Origin of the sequence: Mesorhizobium sp. Cs1299R1N1 (assembly GCF_037179655.1) — a bacterium.
In the GTDB taxonomy this organism is placed as follows: Bacteria; Pseudomonadota; Alphaproteobacteria; order Rhizobiales; family Rhizobiaceae; genus Mesorhizobium; species Mesorhizobium salmacidum.
The window spans coordinates 1-19,324 of the sequence record NZ_JAPYKR010000021.1 but is presented as its reverse complement, the minus strand read 5'-3'; the positions used below and the strand labels follow the sequence as shown (position 1 = coordinate 19,324).

Genomic DNA, 19,324 nt, shown 5'->3' with positions numbered 1-19,324 from the left:
CATGGCCGCGATTACAAGCGACTTCTCCGCCGCGCCGGTGCTGCCGAAATGGATCGCGCCCGTCCTGTTGCTTGCCTTCGCCTATGGCGTCGTGCCGATGATCGGGTCGAGCTACCTGTTCGAGGCCATCCTGCTGCCGTTCCTGGCACTCAGCCTTGCCGGCGTCGGGCTCAACATCCTGACCGGCTATGCCGGCCAGGTCTCGCTGGGCAGCGCCGCCTTCATGGCGGCTGGCGCCTTCGCCGCCTATAATTTCAACCTGCGTGTCGAGGGCCTGCCGTTGATCGGCAGCCTCATACTTGCCGGCTTTGTCGCCGCGGCGATCGGTGTCGTGTTCGGCCTGCCCAGCCTGCGGCTGAAAGGTTTCTATCTCGCGGTTTCGACGCTTGCCGCGCAGTTCTTCGTGCAATGGGCGCTGACCAAGTTCAGCTGGTTCTCAGACAATTCGGCATCCGGCGTCATCGACGCGCCGAGGCTGTCGATAGCCGGCTTCGCACTCGACGGCCCGGTCGGCCGTTATCTCTTCGCGCTGACCATCGTCAGCATCCTCACCTTCCTCGCATATCGGCTGGTCTCCTCGCAGACCGGGCGCAACTTCATCGCCATCCGCGACAATGAGACTGCCGCCCGCATCATCGGCATTCGGGTCCTGAAGACCAAGCTGCTGGCCTTTGCCGTCTCGTCCTTCATCATTGGCGTCGCCGGTGTCATCTGGGCTTTCGCGTATCTGCGAACTGTCGAGCCGGATGGCTTCGACCTCGACCGCTCGTTCCAGATCCTGTTCATCATCATCGGCGGCCTCGCCTCGATCCGTGGCGCATTCTTTGGCGCCGCGCTCATCGTCGTCTTTCCGCTTGGCTTATCGCGCCTCGGCGGCTTCCTGCTTGGCGATGTCTTCGATTCGGGCGTGCTCGACATGAGCCAGCGCATCGTGCTCGGCGCGCTCATCATCCTGTTTCTGATCCTCGAACCCGACGGGCTGGTTGCCTTGTGGGATAGGGTCCGAAGGCGGCTCGCCTGGCAGTCGACCTGAGCTCTCACAGTCGAAAATCGTATCCGCAAATGAACCAGAGGCCGCACTCAGGATGGCCCGCACCGGGAGTACCCTAGCCATGACTTTCCTCAGCACAATCAAGGCGGCGGCTTTGTCCGCGGCGATGATCATGTCGGTGGCCTTGCCATCAGCCCAAGCCGACGAACAGTATTTTCCACTGCAGAGCTACCGCGTCGGGGCTTATGCGGCCGGCGGCACCGGCTTTTTCGGCGGCTTCATCGACTATCTCAACCTCATCAACATCCGCGACGGCGGCGTCAACGGCGTCAAGCTGACGTGGGACGAGTGCGAGACCCAGTACGAGGTCGAGCGCGGCGTCGAATGTTACGAGCGCCAGAAGAGCCATGCGGGTGCGGCCGCCTGGAACCCGCTCTCGGTCGGCATCGCCTATGCCATGATCGACCGCATCACCGCCGACAAGGTGCCGCTGATCACCGTCAATCATGGCCGCACCGACTCCACCGATGGGCGCGTCTTCCCTTACGTCTTCCCGCTGCTGCTCAACCCCTACAGCGAGACGTCAGGCATCGTGAACTACATCGCCTCCAAGGAAGGCGGCATCGACAAGCTGAAGGGCAAGAAGATCGTCGTGCTCTATCACGGCTCGCCCTACGGTAAGGAGACCATCCCGATCTATGAATTGCTGGCGCAGAAATACGGCTTCACCGTCCAGCAGATCGAGGTACCGCATCCCGGCAACGAACAGCAGTCGCAGTGGCTGACCATCCGCCGCGCCAAGCCTGATTTCGTCGTCCTGCGTGGCTGGGGCGTGATGAACCCGGTGGCGCTGAAGACGGCGGTCAAGGTCGGCTATCCCGTCGACCACATCGTCGGCAATGTCTGGTCGAATTCGGAAGAGGACGTCATCCCCGCCGGCGATGCCGCCAAGGGTTACACCGCCATCACCACCCAGGCCTCGGGCAACACCTATCCGGTGGTGCAGGAGATCGTGAAGACCGTCTACGGCGCCGGCAAGGGCAACCTGGAAGACAAGTCGCGCATCGGCTCGGTCTACCACAATCTCGGCATCGTCAACGGCATCCTGAATGTCGAGGCGATCCGCGTCGCGCAGGAGAAGTTCGGCCATCGCACTTTGACCGGAGACGAGGTCCGCTGGGGCTTCGAACACCTCAAGCTCGATCCCGCCAAGGTCGAGGCGCTCGGCGCCAAGGACCTGTTCCACTCGATCAATGTCAGCTGGGACAACCACGAGGGCGAGGGCTACGTGACCTTCCAGCAATGGGACGGCAAGAAGTGGAACGTCGTGTCCGACTGGATCGCGCCGGATTGGGCGCTGCTGCGGCCGATCATCGAGAAGTCGGCCGAGGCCTATGCCGCCGAGAAAGGCATCAAGCTGCGCACCGCCGACGATGCCAACGCCGTGACCACCAACTGATCAATGCCGGGCGCCAAGGACAGGTCTCCGCGGCACCCGGGCTTCCACCAGAGAAAAGCCCATGTCGGACAATGACGTCATCCTTGCCGTGGACACGGTCCATGCCACCTATGTCAACGCCATCACGGCGCTAAATGGCGTCAGCTTCGCGATCAGGCGTGGTGAGATGCTGGCGCTGCTCGGTGCCAACGGCGCCGGCAAGACCACCACGTTGAAAGCCGTCTCCAATCTGCTGCCGGCAGAGCGCGGCCAGGTCAGCGCCGGCACCATCCGCTATGACGGCGGCGATGTCTCGCGCCGCAAACCCGGCGATCTCGTACGCGCCGGGCTGGTTCCCGTGCTGGAAGGCCGTCACTGCTTCAAGAGCCTCACTGTCGAGGAAAACCTGGTCACCGGTGGCATCGGCCGCGGCGGCCGCCGTGCCGAGATCAACGCAGACCTCGAACGCGTCTATTCCTATTTTCCCCGGCTGAGAGAAAAACGCCGGACATTGTCCGGCCTGACCTCCGGCGGCGAACAGCAGATGACGGCAATAGGCCGGGCGCTGATGTCGCGGCCGCGCTTGCTGGTTCTCGACGAACCGTCGATGGGGCTGGCCCCGCTCATCGTGCAGGACATCTTTCAGACGCTGAGGAAACTCAATCGCGAGACCGGCCTGTCCATTCTGGTGGCCGAGCAGAACTCGGCGGTAGCACTTCGCTATGCCGACCATGCCGCTGTACTCGAGAACGGCGTCTCCGTCCTGTCCGGCGCGGCTGCCGATCTTCGCCAGCGCGAGGATATCAGGGCGTTCTATCTCGGCCAGCAGCCGCCGCCCGCCGCCAAGCCATCTTATCTCCATGCCGTTGCCTGAACCGAAGATTGAAGGAGCTTTGAAATGACCGTCTCAACCGTCAAGACAGACCATGCTTCCGCCGCCGTGCCGCCGGTCGCAAGACCGTCAGCCCCGGCATACATCATCAGGGATGCCGCGGAAGCGATTGCCATTGCCCACGCGCTCGCCGCCGAATTCGTCAAGGGTTCCTCCAGGCGCGACCGCGAGCGGATCTGGCCGGTCGCCGAACTCGACACCTTTTCGCAAAGCGGCCTGTGGTCGATCAACGTGCCCAAGGCATATGGCGGACCGGAACTGTCCTACGCGACGCTGGCCAAGGTGATCGAGATCATCTCGGCGGCCGATTCCTCGATCGGCCAGGTCGCGCAGAACCATCTCGGTGTAATCGCCGCCATCCGCACCGTTTCGGATGCCGAACAGCAGAAGCTGCTGTTCGGTGAAGCGCTGAAAGGCACGCGGTTCGGTAACGCCTTTTCCGAATTCGGCTCCAAGCGCGCCGCCGATTTCGAGACCCGCTTCACCGATGCCGGCGACCACGTCGTCGTCAACGGCCGTAAATTCTATTCCTCAGGCGCCCTGCTTGCCCATCTGGTGCCGATCGTCGCGCTCGATGATCAGGGCCGTGCGTGGTACGCGATCGCCGACCGTGGCGCACCGGGCCTGACCGTCATCGACGACTGGTCGAGCTTCGGCCAGCGCACGACACTCTCCGGCACCGTCATCATCGACAACGTCAAGGTGCCGAAGACGCATTTGGTGCCGGGCTACAAGGGCTATGACAAGCCGACCGCCGACGGCGCCATCTTCCAGATCATCCAGGTGGCGGTGGATACCGGCATCGCCCAGGCGGCCATCGACGAGACGGTGCACTTCGTCAAGACCAGGAGCCGCGCTTGGGTCGACAGCGGCGTCGACAACGCCTGGGACGATCCCTACACCATCCAGGCGATCGGTGACCTGACGCTGCGCCTGCACGCGGCGCAGGCGCTGCTCGAAAAGGCCGGTCTGGCCATAGACCGTGCAGTCGCCGAGCCGACCGCCGAGACCGTTGCGCACGCCCAGGTTGTCACGGCGGAAGCAAAGATCCTTTCGACCGAGATCGCCATCGCCGCGACCAACAAACTGTTCGAACTGGCCGGCACGCGCTCGACGCTCGCCGAGCACAATCTAGACCGGCACTGGCGCAATGCCCGCACCCACACGCTGCACGATCCGGTGCGCTGGAAATATTCGATCCTCGGCAAATATTTCCTCAACGGCGAAAATCCGCCGCTGCACGCCTGGAGCTGAATTCCCACCGGCGCGCGGGCGGCTCGCCACATCAAGACTTCGTCCATCCAAGAGGCCCACTGCCATGTCAAATCCAACAGTCGTCGGCTTTTCCGGCAACATCACCCGGCCGTCGAAGACGCGCGCCTTCGTCGATTTCGTCGTCAGGGACATTGCTGCCCGTCACGGCCTGTCGGCGAGCACCTACGATGTGGAAGACCTCGGTCCATCGCTGGGCGCGGCGAAATGGGCCCGCGACCTCGATAACCAGGCGCGCGCAATCCTGGAGGAAATCCTTGCCGCTGATGTGCTGGTGGTGGGTTCGCCGACCTACAAGGGCAGCTACACCGGGCTGTTCAAGCATTTCTTGGACCTGATCGATCCAGGCGCGTTGCGAGGCAAGCCCGTCCTGTTGACCGCGACCGGCGGCGGCGAGCGCCACGCCCTGATCGTCGAGCACCAGCTGCGGCCGCTGTTCGGCTTCTTCGAGGCCTTTGCGCTGCCCACCGCCGTCTACGCCACCGACAAGGATTTCACCGACGGCGTGCTGCGCTCCGAGGCGATCCTGAAGCGAGCGGCGCAGGCGGTCGATGAAGTCGGCTTCGTGCTGGCCAACCGTGGCGACGGTGATCACGAAACTTCTTCCGCTGACGGGGGCCGATCCTTTCGGCGAAAAGGATTTTCAGCAACTTCACGTCGTGCGTCAGCTTATCCGTGACCTCGATATCCCAATCAAGATCATCGCTGGCCCGACGGTCCGAGAAGCTGATGGCCTGGCAATGTCGTCGCGCAACGCGCGCCTGCCTATGGCTGAGCGCAACGGGCGCCTCGGCTGGCGGAAACCCTGGGCCAAACTGCTGAGCGGCTGAGTTCAGGAGAATCTGTACAGCGTGCGCTGACTGTCGGCCGAGAGGCAATCCTCGCCGCCGGCTTCTCCAAGGTCGAGTATCCCATGCTGCGCGCGGACAGTGACCTTGCCTCAATACTCACATTCGATCGACCAGCGCGGCTGCTCGTCGCTGCCTGGCTTGGCGAAACGCGGCTAATCGACAATCTCCAGGTGGCGCTGCCGCGTCCTGAAGTGTTGCATCAAGCTGCTGCCTGAATCGAGAGGACGTGGTAGGAACACGGGAACTGCCGACGATCCTAAGGAAGGCCTGGGGGAGATCGACTCCTGCAGCATGCCAGGAGATGGTCATCGTGAGGCTCCAAAACCTCGCCGCGGGCGGAACAGCTTCCGCAACTGCAAAGCTGCGCCCGAACCTAAACACATGAACAAATGTAATGTATGGAACGGAAGGTAAACCGATCCTGAGAAACCAGCGAAGCTCGTTCGAAAATTCGACCTCGCTAATCTAATCTTTACCATGGCTATGCGACCTTCACGGCCGGATAGGTGCTGCGTTCCGCCAGACAAGCCCACTTGGCCCCGGCCGAGTGGGCTTTCGCTCATTGGCTTTTGTTTCGGCCAAAGCCTCCAGCCCTAAAATCATGTGGGCAGGGGCGGCATGTCTCCATCCGCCACCCTCCACAACCACGCATCGATTTCGGGTCGCGATGCGATCAACTCCTCAAGCGCATCCAGGTAGGATGAATCGGCAATTGGCGGGACGATGTAGAGCGCGGTCGATCGCGGCTGCCCCTGTGTCAGGGCGGCAGCTGCCGGCCGATCTGCCGGCAAATTGTAGCGCAGGCCCTTTACGCTGCGCGTCTGCACCCTGGCCAGTCCATCGACCAGCTTCTTTTCGTAAGCCGACTCGTAGGGCACCCAGTTTTCCGCCACCACCATCAGCGCCAGTTCCTCAATCACGGGGAGCCCGGTCGGCGTGAGTGCGAACGTTGCGATCGCGATCAGGTGTGACGCCCCATCGGTGCTCCAAAGCAAGAGTTCGGTCTCGAAGCGAGACTGAAGCCGGCGGTAAAGTCCATCATCGACCAAAAATACGAACCCTGGCATGTGCTTGATGATCAGCTTATGACCGCTGCGCGCCGGCTCAATTTCCTTGACCTCGCCAACGAGGATCATCAGCTGCCTCGGACCGGTCTTCGGCGGCTGAGCAGGCGCGAGCGCCGCAGCACGTCGCTGCTCGATCCCGGCCTTGTCGGCGGACCGGAACGGCTCCGGCACGAACAGGACGTCGCTCAACATCCCGCCCTTCGCAGTCATCTGTTTGGCGGCTTCGATCAGGTGCCATCGGATGTTCCACCAATGACGCTTCCCGGTCCACCGCGAGGTCCAGGCTGTCAACTCAGCTTCGTGCCAAAGGTAGTGAAGCAGACTGCGCAAGGACAATTTCTTTGCGTCGCCGGTCACGCTGTCGGAACTGCCCGCTCCCGCGACAGGTCTTGCCCGGCGAGCGACCTTTGACAAGCTGAAATCCAGCTTCAACGATGCCAGTCCACTCTCGGGATCGACTTGGATTGCGCTGCCCATCAGCATGCCGAGGCCAGACAGCTCGTCGGGCGGCTCGTAGGACGAGCAGGACGGATCATGGCCCCACCCGACGACGGCATACGCTTGACGATGTATTGCTCGCCGACTTCGGCAATATACATCGCCACGCCGGCCTCTTGGCATAGGCAAAGTGGCCGGTTCTTGCGCCGGTAGGCATCTGCAAGGACGACCTGCAGGTCAGACGCCGCTTCTTCTATGACCTGGTCAGCAATTCTGAATCGTCGCATCGCCTCCGTCGCTCCAGGTGCCGCCGCATCCCTGGACCCGTATTGATTCATGATTTCGGCATCGTGGCAACCGCGATTGTTCTCGATGGCAGATGGATGCGCCGGCAAGGGTGGCCTGACTCATCTCCTAGGCCGGAGCAATACGGGTGTTCACCGACGTCAACTCGGGAACGAGGATGGATTGGCGGGGCCACGCCGATCTTCTCGCCTATGCCCGCCCTGGCAACACGCTTGCCATCGTGCGCCTCGACCGGCTCGGCCGATCACTGGCGGAACTCCTGGTAATGGTGACTATGCTCCGGGAGCGGCAGATTGCGCTTCTCAGCCGAGGAGAAGATTGACACCTCCTCAGCCGCCGGCGAACTCGTATTCCATGTGTTCGGCGCCATCGCTCATTTCGAGCCGCGCCTGACCTCCCAGCGTACAAAAGGGGCGCCGCAGCGGCTCGGGCCAGGGCAAGCGGCATGGGCGACAACCGGTCGACCTCAAAAAGGTTGAGTCGGCTATCAAGCTGGTCGAGGCAAAAACATCACCCGCCGCACTGCAACTTGGGCTCGGACGCTCAACAATCTGTCGGGAGATCAGAAGATTGGGCGACAGCCGTCAAGCTTAAGCCAAAATCCCGATTGTTCTCCTTTCGCGTTGTTTAGCGTACTTTCAACGCGACGCCATACGAGATGGAACCGATCGTGGGCGATCGTGCCGCATTGCACGAATAAAGTGGATATCCTGCTGGAAAAGCACGGCGCAGGCAGGGCACGCCTTCATAGCCTCAAATCGCCAGTTGCCGATTTCCTCCACGGCCCGCGGCTACCTGGGGTCTAGCAGGGCCTATGAGGCTGCCTGCCACACAATGGGCCAGGAGACGGCTGCCGTGGTGGTCGCCTGCATCCTGCAACGTTCACAGCACATCAACTCGGCGGGCGGATATTTGCGGGCGCTGACCGAAAAAGCGAGGGCAGGGGAGTTTTCGGTCGGGCCGGTTTTGATGAGCCTGTTGAGGGAGCAAGGGCGGTCCAGTGAGGCGAGGGCAGGCTGAATGTTGCATCCCAGCCTTGCAAACGCTGGCAATTGTCCTATATCGTGCCTTACAAGTGAGGCAAAGGGTGAGGCAATGGGAGCGATGTTAAAAAAATCAGAGAAGGCAGGCCGCGGCCCTGCAAGACCGGGTGATGAAACGTTGATCCTGACGTTCATGGACAAATCCGGCGCGATCTCGACCGAGCGGGTAGCGGATAGCTTCGGGATGTCCAAGACCCAATTGGCTGAAACGGTCGGGCTGGCCCGGGAGTCGCTTTACAAGGCGGCGCGGAACCGCACGCCGAAGACCCAGACCCGCATCAAGGAAATGCTTGAAATCATCGGCCGGGTGACGGAATGGGCCGGCGGCAAGGAGCAGGCCATGGCCTGGTACCGGGCCCAGCCGATCCCGGCCTTTGGCAGCAGGACGGCCGAAGCGCTGGTCAAGGAAGGCAAGGCCGGCGCGGTTCGTGACTATCTCGACCATCTCGCCGTCGGTGGCTTTGCTTGAGGTTTGAAGGGACGTGCTACCGCGCGCATGATCCGCGCTGGGCCTTCAAGCCGATCTCAGGCGATGGTGCAGCCATTCGCGGCGCGCGCTTTAATCCGAAGGGTATTCCGACCCTCTACCTCGCACTCAGCATCGTGACGGCGGTGAAGGAGGCCAATCAGGGTTTTGCCCACCGGATCGATCCCTGCGTGCTCTGTTCCTACGACGTCGACTGCGAGGACATCGTTGATTTGAGGAACGCGGAGGGCCAAGAGGCGGCCGGCATTCGCCTCGACGACATGGCTTGCGCCTGGATGGATTTTCTGGCCGACGGCAAGCGCCCGCCGTCCTGGACTATTCACGAACGGCTCATCAAGCTGGGGGCGGCCGGAATCCTTGTGCCGAGCTTCGCACCGGGGGCTGACGCGGCCGATCAGAACTTGGTGCTGTGGTCCTGGGGCGAGGATCCGCCTCGCCAGGTCAAGGTGATCGATCCCAGCGGCCGGCTGCCGCGCAATCAACTGTCCTGGCGCTAACCAGAGCGAACGCCACCGGTCAACTCCATGCTGGTTTCCCGCGCGCGCATAGAGGCCCGCAGCCGAGTTCACCACATTGACGGTGGCGTCGGGTCCACCCATTTTCGTTCGCGCCCATCCCGCGCACGTCTGCCCGTGGTCTGTTGGCTGGCGAAGTTAGTGGCGGCATCAATGCGAACCGCTTCGTGAAACAGTGGCGGCTCACCGGACGCGACGAAGCGTTCCGTGCTCATGTCATCTCCTATGCGGATGACTTCGTCATCCTCAGCCGCGGTCGTGCAGCCGAGGCGCTGGCGTGGACACGGATGGTGATGACGAAACTCGGGCTGACACTCAACAAGGCCAAGACCTCGGTGAAGGGTGCCCGACACGAGCGCTTCGACTTCCTTGGCTACTCGTTGGGACCACACTACCTCCCCGACGGTGGGCGGCGGTATCTGGGCGCAAGCCCGTCCAAGAAGAGCTTGCAACGGTCAAGACGAAAGTCAGCGACCTCCTGAGGCCGGGAAACAAAAGTGCGTGGCCGGAGGTGCGAGCTCAACCGGGTTCTGCTCGGTTGGTCGACGTACTTCCGCCACAGCACCCGAGCGCTGGCCTACGAAGCCGTTGACCGACATGTCCATGACCGCGTCTGCAACTTCCTGCGCAAACGGCAAAAGCTGCAAGGACGTGGCACGAACCAGGCCTCCCGAGAGGAACATCTCCGAGAAACTTGGCGTGCTGTGTCATCGTCGCGGGCAGGGAGCGCCGCCCCGTGGGCCCTACAACGAAGCCAGTCGGAAAGCCGGATGGGTAGCTCCGCACGTCCGGTTTGATGAGCGGGGGGAAACGGAGCACTTCCGCACTGGAACGCAACCGCGCCCTTCCTCGACTCTACAGATCAAGGGCCGCAAGCGTATATCATTGACTTCGAGTCGACCATCGCCAGCGCTGAGGCATGGACATTCATCGACTCCATCCGCCTCATGCAGCGCCGAAGCGCAGCCCACATCGCACACCTAACCGAGTTTCGGGTCAGGCTCCAAGGCCGTCGGTCACATTTCCGTGAGTGTGGCGCTGAAGCAGTGCGCCAGGAAGAGGAGATACTTCACTCTACATGTGGCCCCTTCGATTACGCAGCCAGTTTTAATTTATAAGTCTTCAAACTGCATATGCGTATTTGCTAAAGTAAAAAATGTAATTGCCGGAACAAATACGTTCTGATACGCCTAAGAATAGGTTCTTTCACCCCTGAATTTATAAGGACCGGCGCCATGCGATGGAATGCCGTAATGATATTGTTTGCCGGCGTTGTATGTTTTCTTGCCATCGAAGTGGATCCGGCCGAGGCGCAATGCCCAGCGCTGCCATATTCCTTCACTAACGGCCAGGTCAGCGACGCAACGCAAGTAATGGCTGATTATGAGGCTTTGAGAACCTGCCTAAATACCGGCGAATTTATCGAGGTGCCAAGTCCGACGCGGCAGTTCAGCGGCCCGGGCGGTGGCATCATCACGATGCAGAATCCGAGCGCCTCGACGGACTATAATTTCAATCTCCCAGCAATTGCGGGCAACGCGGGCGACTTGTTCACGTCCGGCGGCGGTGGCTCGAATCCGGACACTTGGACATCGCTCGGCACAGACATGCTGCTGACCAGCAACGTGCTTAATCTGGGGCCAACGACGGTGGCGCCGGGCACCTATTCGCTGTCGAACATTACCGTTGATGCAAAGGGTCGGCTGACAGCAGCGTCGAATGGTCCAAGTACCGGCACGTCGGGCCACGTGCTGCCCTTCCTCGACGGGGGCAACAACTGGTCCGGTACACAGATCTTTGGACCCGTGGTCGGTACTGTCACGACCAAGACCGGCACGTCCTACACGCTCGCGGCGACCGATTGCGGGACCACGATCTTGTTCACCAGCAACTCTGCTATCGCTCTCACGACGCTCAACAGCCTGCCTGCCGGCTGTGCCATTGCGCTGGAGCAGGGCGGAAGTGGACAGATCACAATAACTGCCGGCGCCGGTGCCACTCAGCATTCCGCCCACAACTTCACTAAAACCTACTCGCAGTACGCAATTCTCGGGCTCTTTGTTGACACTAACGTTGGTGGCACAGCGGCCGACTTTATCATAACCGGCGACGGCGCGTAGGTGCGTCGGGCGTGCCCTTACAACTCTCAATCTGGACCAAATGTAGGAGAACATCATGAGACGGTGGGTATTCAACACGGTCTTGGTCCTTTGTCTCAGTCTGCTGCCGAAGACGGCTGGAGCTACACTTTTGTTTTCCGGCGGCGAGGATGTTGATTTTGTGTGTGCCGTCGGTGGCTCATGCGGCGTCGACACCACTAGCGGGCGATTTCGATCGGCATGGGCCAGATCGGCTTACCAGGTGCTGGGTGAGGCATCAGACCCACCCGTTAATCGGTTCGGGTCGCCTGTCTTCACGCCGAGTTCGGCCCTTTGGGTTCACGCCCAATTCTGCACTCTTTACATCAACGGCGGCGCCTGCGTGGCTGACACGTCAGCCAACAACCAAATGCTCCGGGTGCTTGATAGCAATGGAAACGCCGCACTCGTGGTTCGAGGGACAGGAGCTCTAGGACAGGTCAAGATATCGTCGCGTTCGGCGTCAGGAGCATTCACCGATCTGGTAACATGCCCGGCGGCAGCAGGTTTGGGTGTCTGGCAATTTGATTTTTTCGTTAACTATTCGACTTCTGGCGAAGTTGCGCTTTTTAACAACGGTATCCAAGTCTGTGACTATACTGGCAACGTGACCAATGGCGATGGGGCCACGACCCTTAACAAGGCCGAGTTCGGTTCGCCAAGGGTCGCAGCCGGTGGCAATAATTATGCCGGCGATTGGTCCGAGGTTATCATCGCGACGACGGATACGCGGGCAATGTCTCGGTTCACTGCCAACACAGTAGCCAACGGCAATACCGTTGGATTTTCAGGGACGAACGTCTGTTCCGCGATCTGGAACGCCACGGTCAACAACGACACCAACTACGGGTACTCTGGAACGAGCAACACGACGCACGAGTGCACGATCAAGAGTTCGATCCCGGCGGGATCGTATAACGTGCTTGCGCTGGTGATGAGCGCCCGGGCGCTCGCTGGAACCAGCGGTCCGCAACATTTTGACTTTGTAACCCGTATCGGTGGGACGGACTATACGTCAGACGACTACGCGCCACTGCCAGCCTTCTCGAACATCTCCAATTATATGCAGACGATCAATCCGGCCACGAGCAACCCTTGGGCGGTGTCCGACTTCACGGCCGCTGGGTTCAATGTTGGGGAAATGACAAAGCCATGATCGGTCGTTCCTTCGCGCTTGCGATGGCAGGCTTGGCATCGATGATGACGGCCGCGATAGCTGGTTCGGATTTTCAAAGCTCAAAACTCTCGCCCGGAGTGGTGACGGAGGGCGCAGCGGTTCAGTCGTCAAAGATGTCGCCTGGGGTAGTCACAGAGGTAACGGGACTTCAATCGTCAAAGATGTCACCTGGGGTAGTAACAGAGGTGACAGGACTTCAATCGGCAAAATTGTCCTCCAGTGTGGTACTGGAGATTGCCTCCTTCCAATCATCCAAGATCAGTATTGGCGTCGTTGTCCAAGCCGTCCCTGGCGGTGGTGGTGTGATACAACGCGCTCCGCTCTCACATTGGTGAGGCGGCATCGTCTTAAATGCAAGGCGGAGGAACACGATGTTTATCCCACAGAGCCAGAACGGAAAGCTGCTGTTGTTGGTGGCAGCAGTCACGGTCGCTGGACTGGCAAGTCCGACACTCGCCAACGGCACCGTCCAGTATGGATATGACCTCCTCGGTCGTGTCACCACGGCCCTCTACGACAATGGGCTCTGCATCGCCTATACCTACGATGCGAACGGCAACCGAGCATCGCAGGTCAATTCGACGCAAACTGCGGTTTGGGGATCGGCCGCCTGGGGCTGCTTCAAATGGACCCCGTAGTCGTCGGCGCAGATCTGGTTTGCGCAACCGTGATCAGCTCCGAGCATCGCGCGCCTGAACAGGGCAGTTCATGCGGGAATTTCCGGGAGACGGAACGATGAAGACGTTCAGGTGGTCGACGCCAGCCGCTGTCGTGCTTGCAGCGTTGGTGCTGTTTCTTCCCCGGCCGTTCCCGCCAGCGCAGGCCGCGATCATTGCCAATTCCGAACCGATCACCGCCGTCATCGCAACCGCCCATTTCGAGGAGCCGCTCGTCGCCATGGGGCCAACCGGTCCCGCGGAGGACGAGGCCCTGAAGCAGGCCCTCGAAGTTTATCAGCAGCGCACCCAATCTGGCGACCGCAGCAGCCTCGAGGCGTTTCTGTCCCAAAACCCACATTCCGGGTGGGCACCGGCACTGTGGACCAATTTGGGTCTCTCCTATCTGCATGATGGTTTTTTCTCTCGCGCGATCGAAGCTTGGCGCCAGGCATGGGAGTCGGGAAAGTCGGCAACGGCTCCGCAGGCCAGGGCCTTGGTTGACCGTGCGGTGGCCGAGCTTGCGCAACTCTATGCAAACCTGGGCCAGAACGACAAACTCTCGGCGCTGTTTAATGAGGTCGGCCCGCGCCCAATTACGGGTTCGGCTACGGAGGCATTCCAGAACGCGCGCGAAGAGCTAGATCTGGCCGCGAAAGACCCCCGGCACTTGTTCATTTGTGGCCCGCTGGCCCTCCAGCAACTGCTGTTGGCCACAAACGTCAGTTTCCAAAAAGCCGACGGGCTCCAATGGTACATGGCCGGTCCTAGCGGGACGAACCTGACAGAGGTGGCCGGGCTCGCAACCAAGACGGGTTTCGCTCATCGGCTGATCCTGCGCAAGCCGGGGCAGGAGGTGCCCGTTCCCTCCATCATGCATTGGAAGGTTGGTCATTTCGCAGCGATCGTTGGCCAAGCCAACGGGCGGTTTCATATCAGGGACTCGGTCTTTTCCGGCTCTGATCTTTGGGTCACGCAAGCGGCACTTGATGCCGAAGCCAGCGGTTACTTTCTCATTCCTTCCGCTCTCTCGGCAGACAGCCGCTGGAGGGCGGTGGATACGGAAGAGGCATCCGCAATCTGGGGTAAAGGCCCTACGAACGGCACGCGCCAAGGGGGTGCGGGCGGTCACAATGCGAACCCTGGCCCCGGGCCTACGCCTCCGCCAGCTCCTCCTCCAGCTCCTCCGCCAGCCCCACGGGTCGGGCCGCCGCCGCCGCCGCCGAACCCGCCATGTCCGCTGTGTGGTTATAATATCGAGGAATCGAGCGTCGCAGTAACGCTGTCGGACACACCTGTAGGCTATACGCCTCCGATCGGTCCCTCGGCCACAGTTAGCATCAGTTACAACCAGCGCGAGGGCAGCCAGCCATCCGTCTTCAGCTTCTTTAATGTGAGTCCGAAGTGGACGATCAGTTGGCTGGCTTATGTCACTGACGACCCGACCAACCCTGGCGCCAACGTATCTCGATATATGCAGGGTGGTGGCGCCTTCTACTACCTGGGATACGATTCAAACGCCGGATCGTTTGCTGCGCAGGATGATGATGGCTCCATCCTGGTGCGTGTGTCCGGCACGCCCATTACTTACCGGCGTCAGCTGAGAGACGGTAGCGCCGAGATTTACGCGCAGTCCGATGGCGCTGCAGCATACCCCCGCAGGATCTTCCTGAGCCAGGTTGTCGATCCGCAAGGTAATGCGGTAACACTGAACTACGATGGCCAGCAGCGACTGATTTCGCTTACTGATGCCGTCGGACGCCTCACCACGTTCACTTACGGCCGGCCGGGCACGCCCCTGCTGATCACCAGCATCACAGATCCGTTCGGCCGCACCGCGACCCTCTCGTATGACGGCAATGGGCGCCTGAGCTCGATCACCGACATAATCGGCCTGACTTCAAGCTTCACCTATGACGCCAATTCACTCGTCAACTCTTTGACGACCCCTTACGGCACGACGACCTTTGCCTATACGGCGCCCGGGACCAGCAGTCCGCCTCGTTTTGTCGAGGTGACAGACCCGCTTGGATATCATGAACGCGAAGAATGGGTGGAACCTTCCGCGATTCCCAATACCGTCACGGCAGCTTCGGTGCCGCAAGGTATGGCGGTGACGAACAATTATCTGACCTACCGGAATAGCTTCCATTGGGACAAGGACGCTTATGTTGCCGCCGGGTGCACACCAACGGGCGGGTGCGACTACACCAAAGCCCGGATAACGCATTTTGTGCACATGCCGAATACCTCGATCAAGGGCACTGCAATCGAGAGCGTCAAATACCCGCTCGAGAACCGCATCTGGTACAACTACCCCGGACAGACAAGCAGCATCTATGGGGGAACCTTCAGTCGCCCAACGGCGATCGGCCGTGTCCTCGATGACGGCACGACGCAGCTCAGCAAGTTTTCCTACGACGAAGGTGGTTTCTTCAACCTGAGCCAAGTCACTGATCCGATTGGTCGCACCACATCTTACGCATACGCCAACCAGGTCGACCTGGCCGCCATCAGCCAGAAGACCCAGGCAGGCGTCCAGACGGCGATCGCTCAGTACACATACAATAATCAGCATCGTCCGGTGTTCTACACCGACACCGCAGGTCAGACTTGGCGCTACACCTACAACGCCGCCGGCGAGATGACCTCGTCAATAGACCCATTGGGTCATACGACGACCTACCACTACGACGCGTCGGCAAATCTGATCTCAATCACCAATGCCAACAATGCCACCGCGGCAACTTACACCTACGATGGTTTCAATCGCGTCCGTACCTATACCGATTCCGAAGGGTGGGCCGCCACCTACGACTATGATGCTGCCGACCGGCTAACAAAGGTCACCTATCCCGACGGCACGGTAGATCTTTACACTTACGATAAGCTTGACTTGATCGCCTACAAGGACCGGCTAGGTAGGACATGGAGCTATGCCTACGATGCCAATCGGCGCCAGACAAAGGCGACCGACCCACTGGGGGCTCAAACACTATTTGGCTATGACGGGCTCGACCTGCTCTCCAGCCTGACGGACCCCAAGAACAACACTACAGCGTGGACCTATGACTTGCAGGGTCGGCTGTCGCTGAAGACATACGCGGACAGCAGCACCGTTACCTACACTTACGAGAACACGACTAGCCGGCTGAAATCTGTCCTCGACGCTCTGGGACAGACCAAACAATACAGCTACGCCAAGGACGACAGGCTGATTGGCGTCAGCTATATGAACGTAGTGCACGCGACGCCTAACGTCAGTTTCGCCTACGATACGTATTTCCCGCGGTTAGCGTCGATGACGGACGGTACCGGAACGACTCAGTATAGTTACTTCCCACCTTTCGTCCAAGGGGCTCTGCAGGTTCAGCAGGAAAGCAGTCCGATTCCGAGTGGCGCCATTGCCTACATCTACGACGAGGTGGGGCGGCTAACGTCGCGCAGTGTAGCTGGCGCCGGCACCGAGACCTTTGGGTATGATGCGATAAGCCGCATCACTAGCCACACAAACGATCTCGGGGCATTCACGCTGAGCTATCTTGGCCAAACCATGCAGGCCACGAGCCGTCAACTCGCTAACTCGACCTTGTCAACCACTTGGTCTTACCTGCCCAACTCTGATGATCGTCGACTTGCTGCCATCAACAATATCGGCATGTCAGCATCCCAATATTCGACGTACCAATATACGACGACACCCGAGAACCAGATCTCCTCGATCACTGAGACGAGCGACGCTGCCACTGTATATCCGGCCGCTCTGACGCAAACGGCAAGCTACAACAATCTGAACCAGTTGACCAATTTGTCGGGCCAGACCTCCACGTTTGACGCCAATGGCAATCTGCTTTCGGACGGACAACGAACATATAGCTGGGACGCAGAAAACCGCCTGATCGGCATTAGCTATCCGGGTGAGGTGGGAAAGGCGACCGCCTTTACGTACGATGGACTGGATAGGCGGACCAAAATCACTAGCACCCCCGCGGGCGGCGGCGGTCCATCCACCACGTCGTATGTTTGGTGCGCGCAAAATGTTTGCCAGGCGCGAAATGCCGGCAATTCGCCGATTAGAGAATATTACGAAGAGGGCGAATACCTGCCAGGCGCGCCCGCCCAGACCTATTACTATGGTCGTGACCAGATTGGCTCGGTGCGGCGCGTTTTTGCCGGTCTAGGCAGTGCGCCTGCCTACAACTACGACCCGTATGGAAATCCGCTGCAGGTTACAAGCCCATTGCCTGATTTCGGTTACGCGCGGATGTTCACCAACATTGAAAGCAGATTGAATCTGACCCTCTTTCGCGCCTATGATCCCACTATTGGACGTTGGCTTTCGCGCGACCCGCTTGGTGAATTTGGCACTGGCGTGATCGAACGAAAAGCGTTTCCCCTGCCTGCCAATTTCGCTCAAACTGAGCTTCTGGGTGCCAGCTTACGCCAATGGACTACAAGCGATATCCAACTATACTCATACGTGCATAGTGATCCGCAGAACTTTGTGGATCCGAACGGCGACGGCGCTATTAAGCAATGCATATGGGCTTGCACGGTCGTTTGGTGTGTCTTGACTGGAAAGCCCACGCGTCCGGTGAATCTTCAGCCGCCTTCGCCCCCACCAGCAGCATCAATCTATAAGCGACCAGACGACGATTGATTTTGCATCAAGAAGAATTTAGCCTGCCACCGATTGAACCTATGCAGTAAGGCGTGACGTTGGGAGTGTACGATGAAGTCTGGCTCATATGCTGACGATGAGTTCCGAAGCGAACCAGACCTGGACGCTCTGAGACGGGCATACGCCCTCATCCAGAGTGATCCGGCTAAGGCAATGGGGGAGCTTGAGGACCTCGCGAAACGTAATTCAGCCATGAGCATGATTTACTTAGGGGATATGTTTGAAAGGGGTACTGGCACAGCCATTGATTTAGAAAAAGCTGAAGACTGGTTTTCCAAGGCCAGCCTTTCGGGGTCGGTAGAGGGTGCATTCCGTTTGGGAATGTTATATTTGCTGAGGAATAACAAAGAGAAAGCTGAGGATGTATTTCGGAGTGAGATTTTAAAAGAGTTCCCCCCGGCGCTCGACAGATTGGGATCATTGTACGTCGAGCGGGGCGATGCCGAGAGTATCGAGCAGGCACGGTTGTTATTTGAGACAGCAGATGCATTAGGGAATATCTACGCAAAGCGTCATCTTGCCGGGCTTATGATAACGGGTCGTCTGGGCATCTCTCGAATACTGCCCGGTTTTTGGCTATTAGCGCGGTCGGTCAAAACCGGATTCTCTCTCGCAGTCAGTGATCCAGGCAGTGACCGAATAAGATAGAGGTTGGCCACGCCGCCAGCATCGAGTCTCGCGTAAGTTGCTCAAGAAATCGTCCTGACCGGTTTGCCGCTGGGGACGAGCGGAGCCGTCGGTCGTCAAGCCAACCGGGGCGGAGATTTCATGTGCTGAAAGTACTGAAACGTGGAGGTGGCTCGCCCTACACTGCACGTCCGAGGACCTGCGAACCTGCGACATTTGGGCGGAAGCTTGTTTTGTTACCCGACGCCGCATCGATCCCGACGCGCCCACCTTCGGCACCATGGACCAGATCGTGGTTCGTTGCCGAACGCCGCGTGGACCTGCTAAAGTCAGGGCTATGATGGACTCGGAAGGCTGATCTCGCGTTCCGTCGCCGGCGCCGGTGCTGAAATCTTCCATTTTGACGCTATAGGTCGCCTCACCAGCTGCGTCGCCCTTGAGCTGCGCGCGATTTCGAGGAGTGCATAGGCTATCTCGTCATTGGTCCATCCGGCCGTCGCGGCGCTCTCAACCAGTTCCTGGACAGCCGGTTCCAACGCGCGTTGGCAATAAAGTCCGCGGTCCGGGTGATTGGCCGCGCAGGATGGTTCCGCAATCGGGAACTTCGATCGCTTCATCGTAACCGCTGTTCTCAGGCCACGGCCTTGAGTGGCGCGGGGGCATAGGCCCAGGGCAGCAGGTCGTCGAGCTGGCTTTGCGGATGGCCTGCGACGATGCGGGTGATGACGTCGGCGAGGTAGGCGTA

General features: G+C 59.9%; 15 protein-coding genes and 4 pseudogenes. 17 read left to right on the top strand and 2 right to left on the bottom strand.

Annotated elements, in window-relative coordinates; genetic code table 11:
- Position 1 precedes the first annotated feature (1 nt).
- The 6 genes and pseudogenes from O7A70_RS30355 (at position 2) to O7A70_RS34305 (ending at position 5,659) form a co-directional block, all read left to right on the top strand.
- On the top strand, positions 2–1,033 hold the full coding sequence (locus tag O7A70_RS30355; RefSeq protein ID WP_337143627.1) for a branched-chain amino acid ABC transporter permease: 1,032 nt from the start codon (positions 2–4) through the stop codon (positions 1,031–1,033).
- Between the two features lie 79 nt (positions 1,034–1,112).
- Positions 1,113–2,450, top strand: coding sequence for an ABC transporter substrate-binding protein (locus O7A70_RS30350; protein WP_337143626.1), 1,338 nt, complete (start codon positions 1,113–1,115; stop codon positions 2,448–2,450).
- Between the two features lie 61 nt (positions 2,451–2,511).
- Complete coding sequence (locus O7A70_RS30345) at positions 2,512–3,303, top strand: ABC transporter ATP-binding protein (protein WP_337143625.1); 792 nt, start codon at positions 2,512–2,514, stop codon at positions 3,301–3,303.
- Positions 3,304–3,327: 24 nt separating this feature from the next.
- Complete coding sequence (locus O7A70_RS30340) at positions 3,328–4,575, top strand: SfnB family sulfur acquisition oxidoreductase (RefSeq protein ID WP_337143624.1); 1,248 nt, start codon at positions 3,328–3,330, stop codon at positions 4,573–4,575.
- Between the two features lie 64 nt (positions 4,576–4,639).
- Entirely contained in the window at positions 4,640–5,272 is a 633-nt protein-coding gene (gene msuE, locus O7A70_RS30335) for an FMN reductase (RefSeq protein ID WP_442921231.1), read from the top strand.
- Positions 5,172–5,659, top strand: a pseudogene (locus tag O7A70_RS34305) (pantoate--beta-alanine ligase). The gene msuE and the pseudogene O7A70_RS34305 overlap by 101 nt, the downstream one beginning before the upstream one ends.
- A gap of 384 nt (positions 5,660–6,043) precedes the next feature.
- On the opposite strand, the pseudogene O7A70_RS30320 reads toward O7A70_RS34305, so the two are convergent.
- A pseudogene (locus O7A70_RS30320) lies at positions 6,044–7,236 on the bottom strand (DUF1173 domain-containing protein).
- A 176-nt stretch (positions 7,237–7,412) separates the two neighbouring features.
- Between O7A70_RS30320 and O7A70_RS34300 the strand changes: the two are divergent.
- The 11 genes and pseudogenes from O7A70_RS34300 to O7A70_RS30260 all read left to right on the top strand — a co-directional run bounded on the left by O7A70_RS34300 (position 7,413) and on the right by O7A70_RS30260 (position 18,600).
- Positions 7,413–7,734: pseudogene (locus O7A70_RS34300) on the top strand (recombinase family protein).
- Between the two features lie 268 nt (positions 7,735–8,002).
- Positions 8,003–8,275, top strand: a pseudogene (gene repC, locus O7A70_RS30305) (replication initiation protein RepC); the annotation flags it as partial.
- A gap of 84 nt (positions 8,276–8,359) precedes the next feature.
- Entirely contained in the window at positions 8,360–8,767 is a 408-nt protein-coding gene (locus O7A70_RS30300) for an antitoxin Xre/MbcA/ParS toxin-binding domain-containing protein (protein ID WP_337143655.1), read from the top strand.
- Positions 8,764–9,282, top strand: a complete 519-nt coding sequence (locus O7A70_RS30295; RefSeq protein ID WP_337143620.1) for an RES family NAD+ phosphorylase — start codon at positions 8,764–8,766, stop codon at positions 9,280–9,282. The genes O7A70_RS30300 and O7A70_RS30295 overlap by 4 nt, the downstream gene beginning before the upstream one ends.
- A 143-nt stretch (positions 9,283–9,425) precedes the next feature.
- Entirely contained in the window at positions 9,426–9,782 is a 357-nt protein-coding gene (locus O7A70_RS30290) for a hypothetical protein (protein WP_337143619.1), read from the top strand.
- Positions 9,783–9,797: 15 nt separating this feature from the next.
- Positions 9,798–10,097 (top strand): group II intron maturase-specific domain-containing protein, encoded by a 300-nt coding sequence (locus O7A70_RS30285; RefSeq protein ID WP_337143618.1) that lies wholly within the window; start codon positions 9,798–9,800, stop codon positions 10,095–10,097.
- A gap of 456 nt (positions 10,098–10,553) precedes the next feature.
- Positions 10,554–11,420 (top strand): hypothetical protein, encoded by an 867-nt coding sequence (locus O7A70_RS30280; RefSeq protein ID WP_337143617.1) that lies wholly within the window; start codon positions 10,554–10,556, stop codon positions 11,418–11,420.
- 55 nt (positions 11,421–11,475) lie between these two features.
- Positions 11,476–12,594, top strand: a complete 1,119-nt coding sequence (locus O7A70_RS30275; protein ID WP_337143616.1) for a hypothetical protein — start codon at positions 11,476–11,478, stop codon at positions 12,592–12,594.
- A 392-nt stretch (positions 12,595–12,986) separates the two neighbouring features.
- The gene (locus O7A70_RS30270; RefSeq protein WP_337143615.1) at positions 12,987–13,253 is read left to right on the top strand and encodes an RHS repeat domain-containing protein; all 267 of its coding nucleotides are present in this window, start codon (positions 12,987–12,989) and stop codon (positions 13,251–13,253) included.
- 97 nt (positions 13,254–13,350) lie between these two features.
- Entirely contained in the window at positions 13,351–17,931 is a 4,581-nt protein-coding gene (locus tag O7A70_RS30265) for an RHS repeat-associated core domain-containing protein (RefSeq protein WP_337143614.1), read from the top strand.
- A gap of 72 nt (positions 17,932–18,003) precedes the next feature.
- Positions 18,004–18,600 (top strand): tetratricopeptide repeat protein, encoded by a 597-nt coding sequence (locus tag O7A70_RS30260; RefSeq protein ID WP_337143613.1) that lies wholly within the window; start codon positions 18,004–18,006, stop codon positions 18,598–18,600.
- A 610-nt stretch (positions 18,601–19,210) separates the two neighbouring features.
- On the opposite strand, the gene O7A70_RS30255 is transcribed toward O7A70_RS30260, so the two are convergent.
- On the bottom strand, positions 19,211–19,324 hold a 114-nt coding region (locus O7A70_RS30255), incomplete at its 5' end, for a transposase domain-containing protein (RefSeq protein ID WP_143748234.1).

What these genes read in the sequence shown, in the direction of transcription:
- O7A70_RS30355 (WP_337143627.1), top strand. Translation starts at nt 2, where the DNA reads ATGGCCGCGATTACAAGCGACTTCTCCGCCGCGCCGGTGCTGCCGAAA.
- O7A70_RS30350 (WP_337143626.1), top strand. Translation starts at nt 1,113, where the DNA reads ATGACTTTCCTCAGCACAATCAAGGCGGCGGCTTTGTCCGCGGCGATG.
- O7A70_RS30345 (WP_337143625.1), top strand. Translation starts at nt 2,512, where the DNA reads ATGTCGGACAATGACGTCATCCTTGCCGTGGACACGGTCCATGCCACC.
- O7A70_RS30340 (WP_337143624.1), top strand. Translation starts at nt 3,328, where the DNA reads ATGACCGTCTCAACCGTCAAGACAGACCATGCTTCCGCCGCCGTGCCG.
- msuE (WP_442921231.1), top strand. Translation starts at nt 4,640, where the DNA reads ATGTCAAATCCAACAGTCGTCGGCTTTTCCGGCAACATCACCCGGCCG.
- O7A70_RS30300 (WP_337143655.1), top strand. Translation starts at nt 8,360, where the DNA reads ATGTTAAAAAAATCAGAGAAGGCAGGCCGCGGCCCTGCAAGACCGGGT.
- O7A70_RS30280 (WP_337143617.1), top strand. Translation starts at nt 10,554, where the DNA reads ATGATATTGTTTGCCGGCGTTGTATGTTTTCTTGCCATCGAAGTGGAT.
- O7A70_RS30275 (WP_337143616.1), top strand. Translation starts at nt 11,476, where the DNA reads ATGAGACGGTGGGTATTCAACACGGTCTTGGTCCTTTGTCTCAGTCTG.
- O7A70_RS30270 (WP_337143615.1), top strand. Translation starts at nt 12,987, where the DNA reads ATGTTTATCCCACAGAGCCAGAACGGAAAGCTGCTGTTGTTGGTGGCA.
- O7A70_RS30265 (WP_337143614.1), top strand. Translation starts at nt 13,351, where the DNA reads ATGAAGACGTTCAGGTGGTCGACGCCAGCCGCTGTCGTGCTTGCAGCG.
- O7A70_RS30260 (WP_337143613.1), top strand. Translation starts at nt 18,004, where the DNA reads ATGAAGTCTGGCTCATATGCTGACGATGAGTTCCGAAGCGAACCAGAC.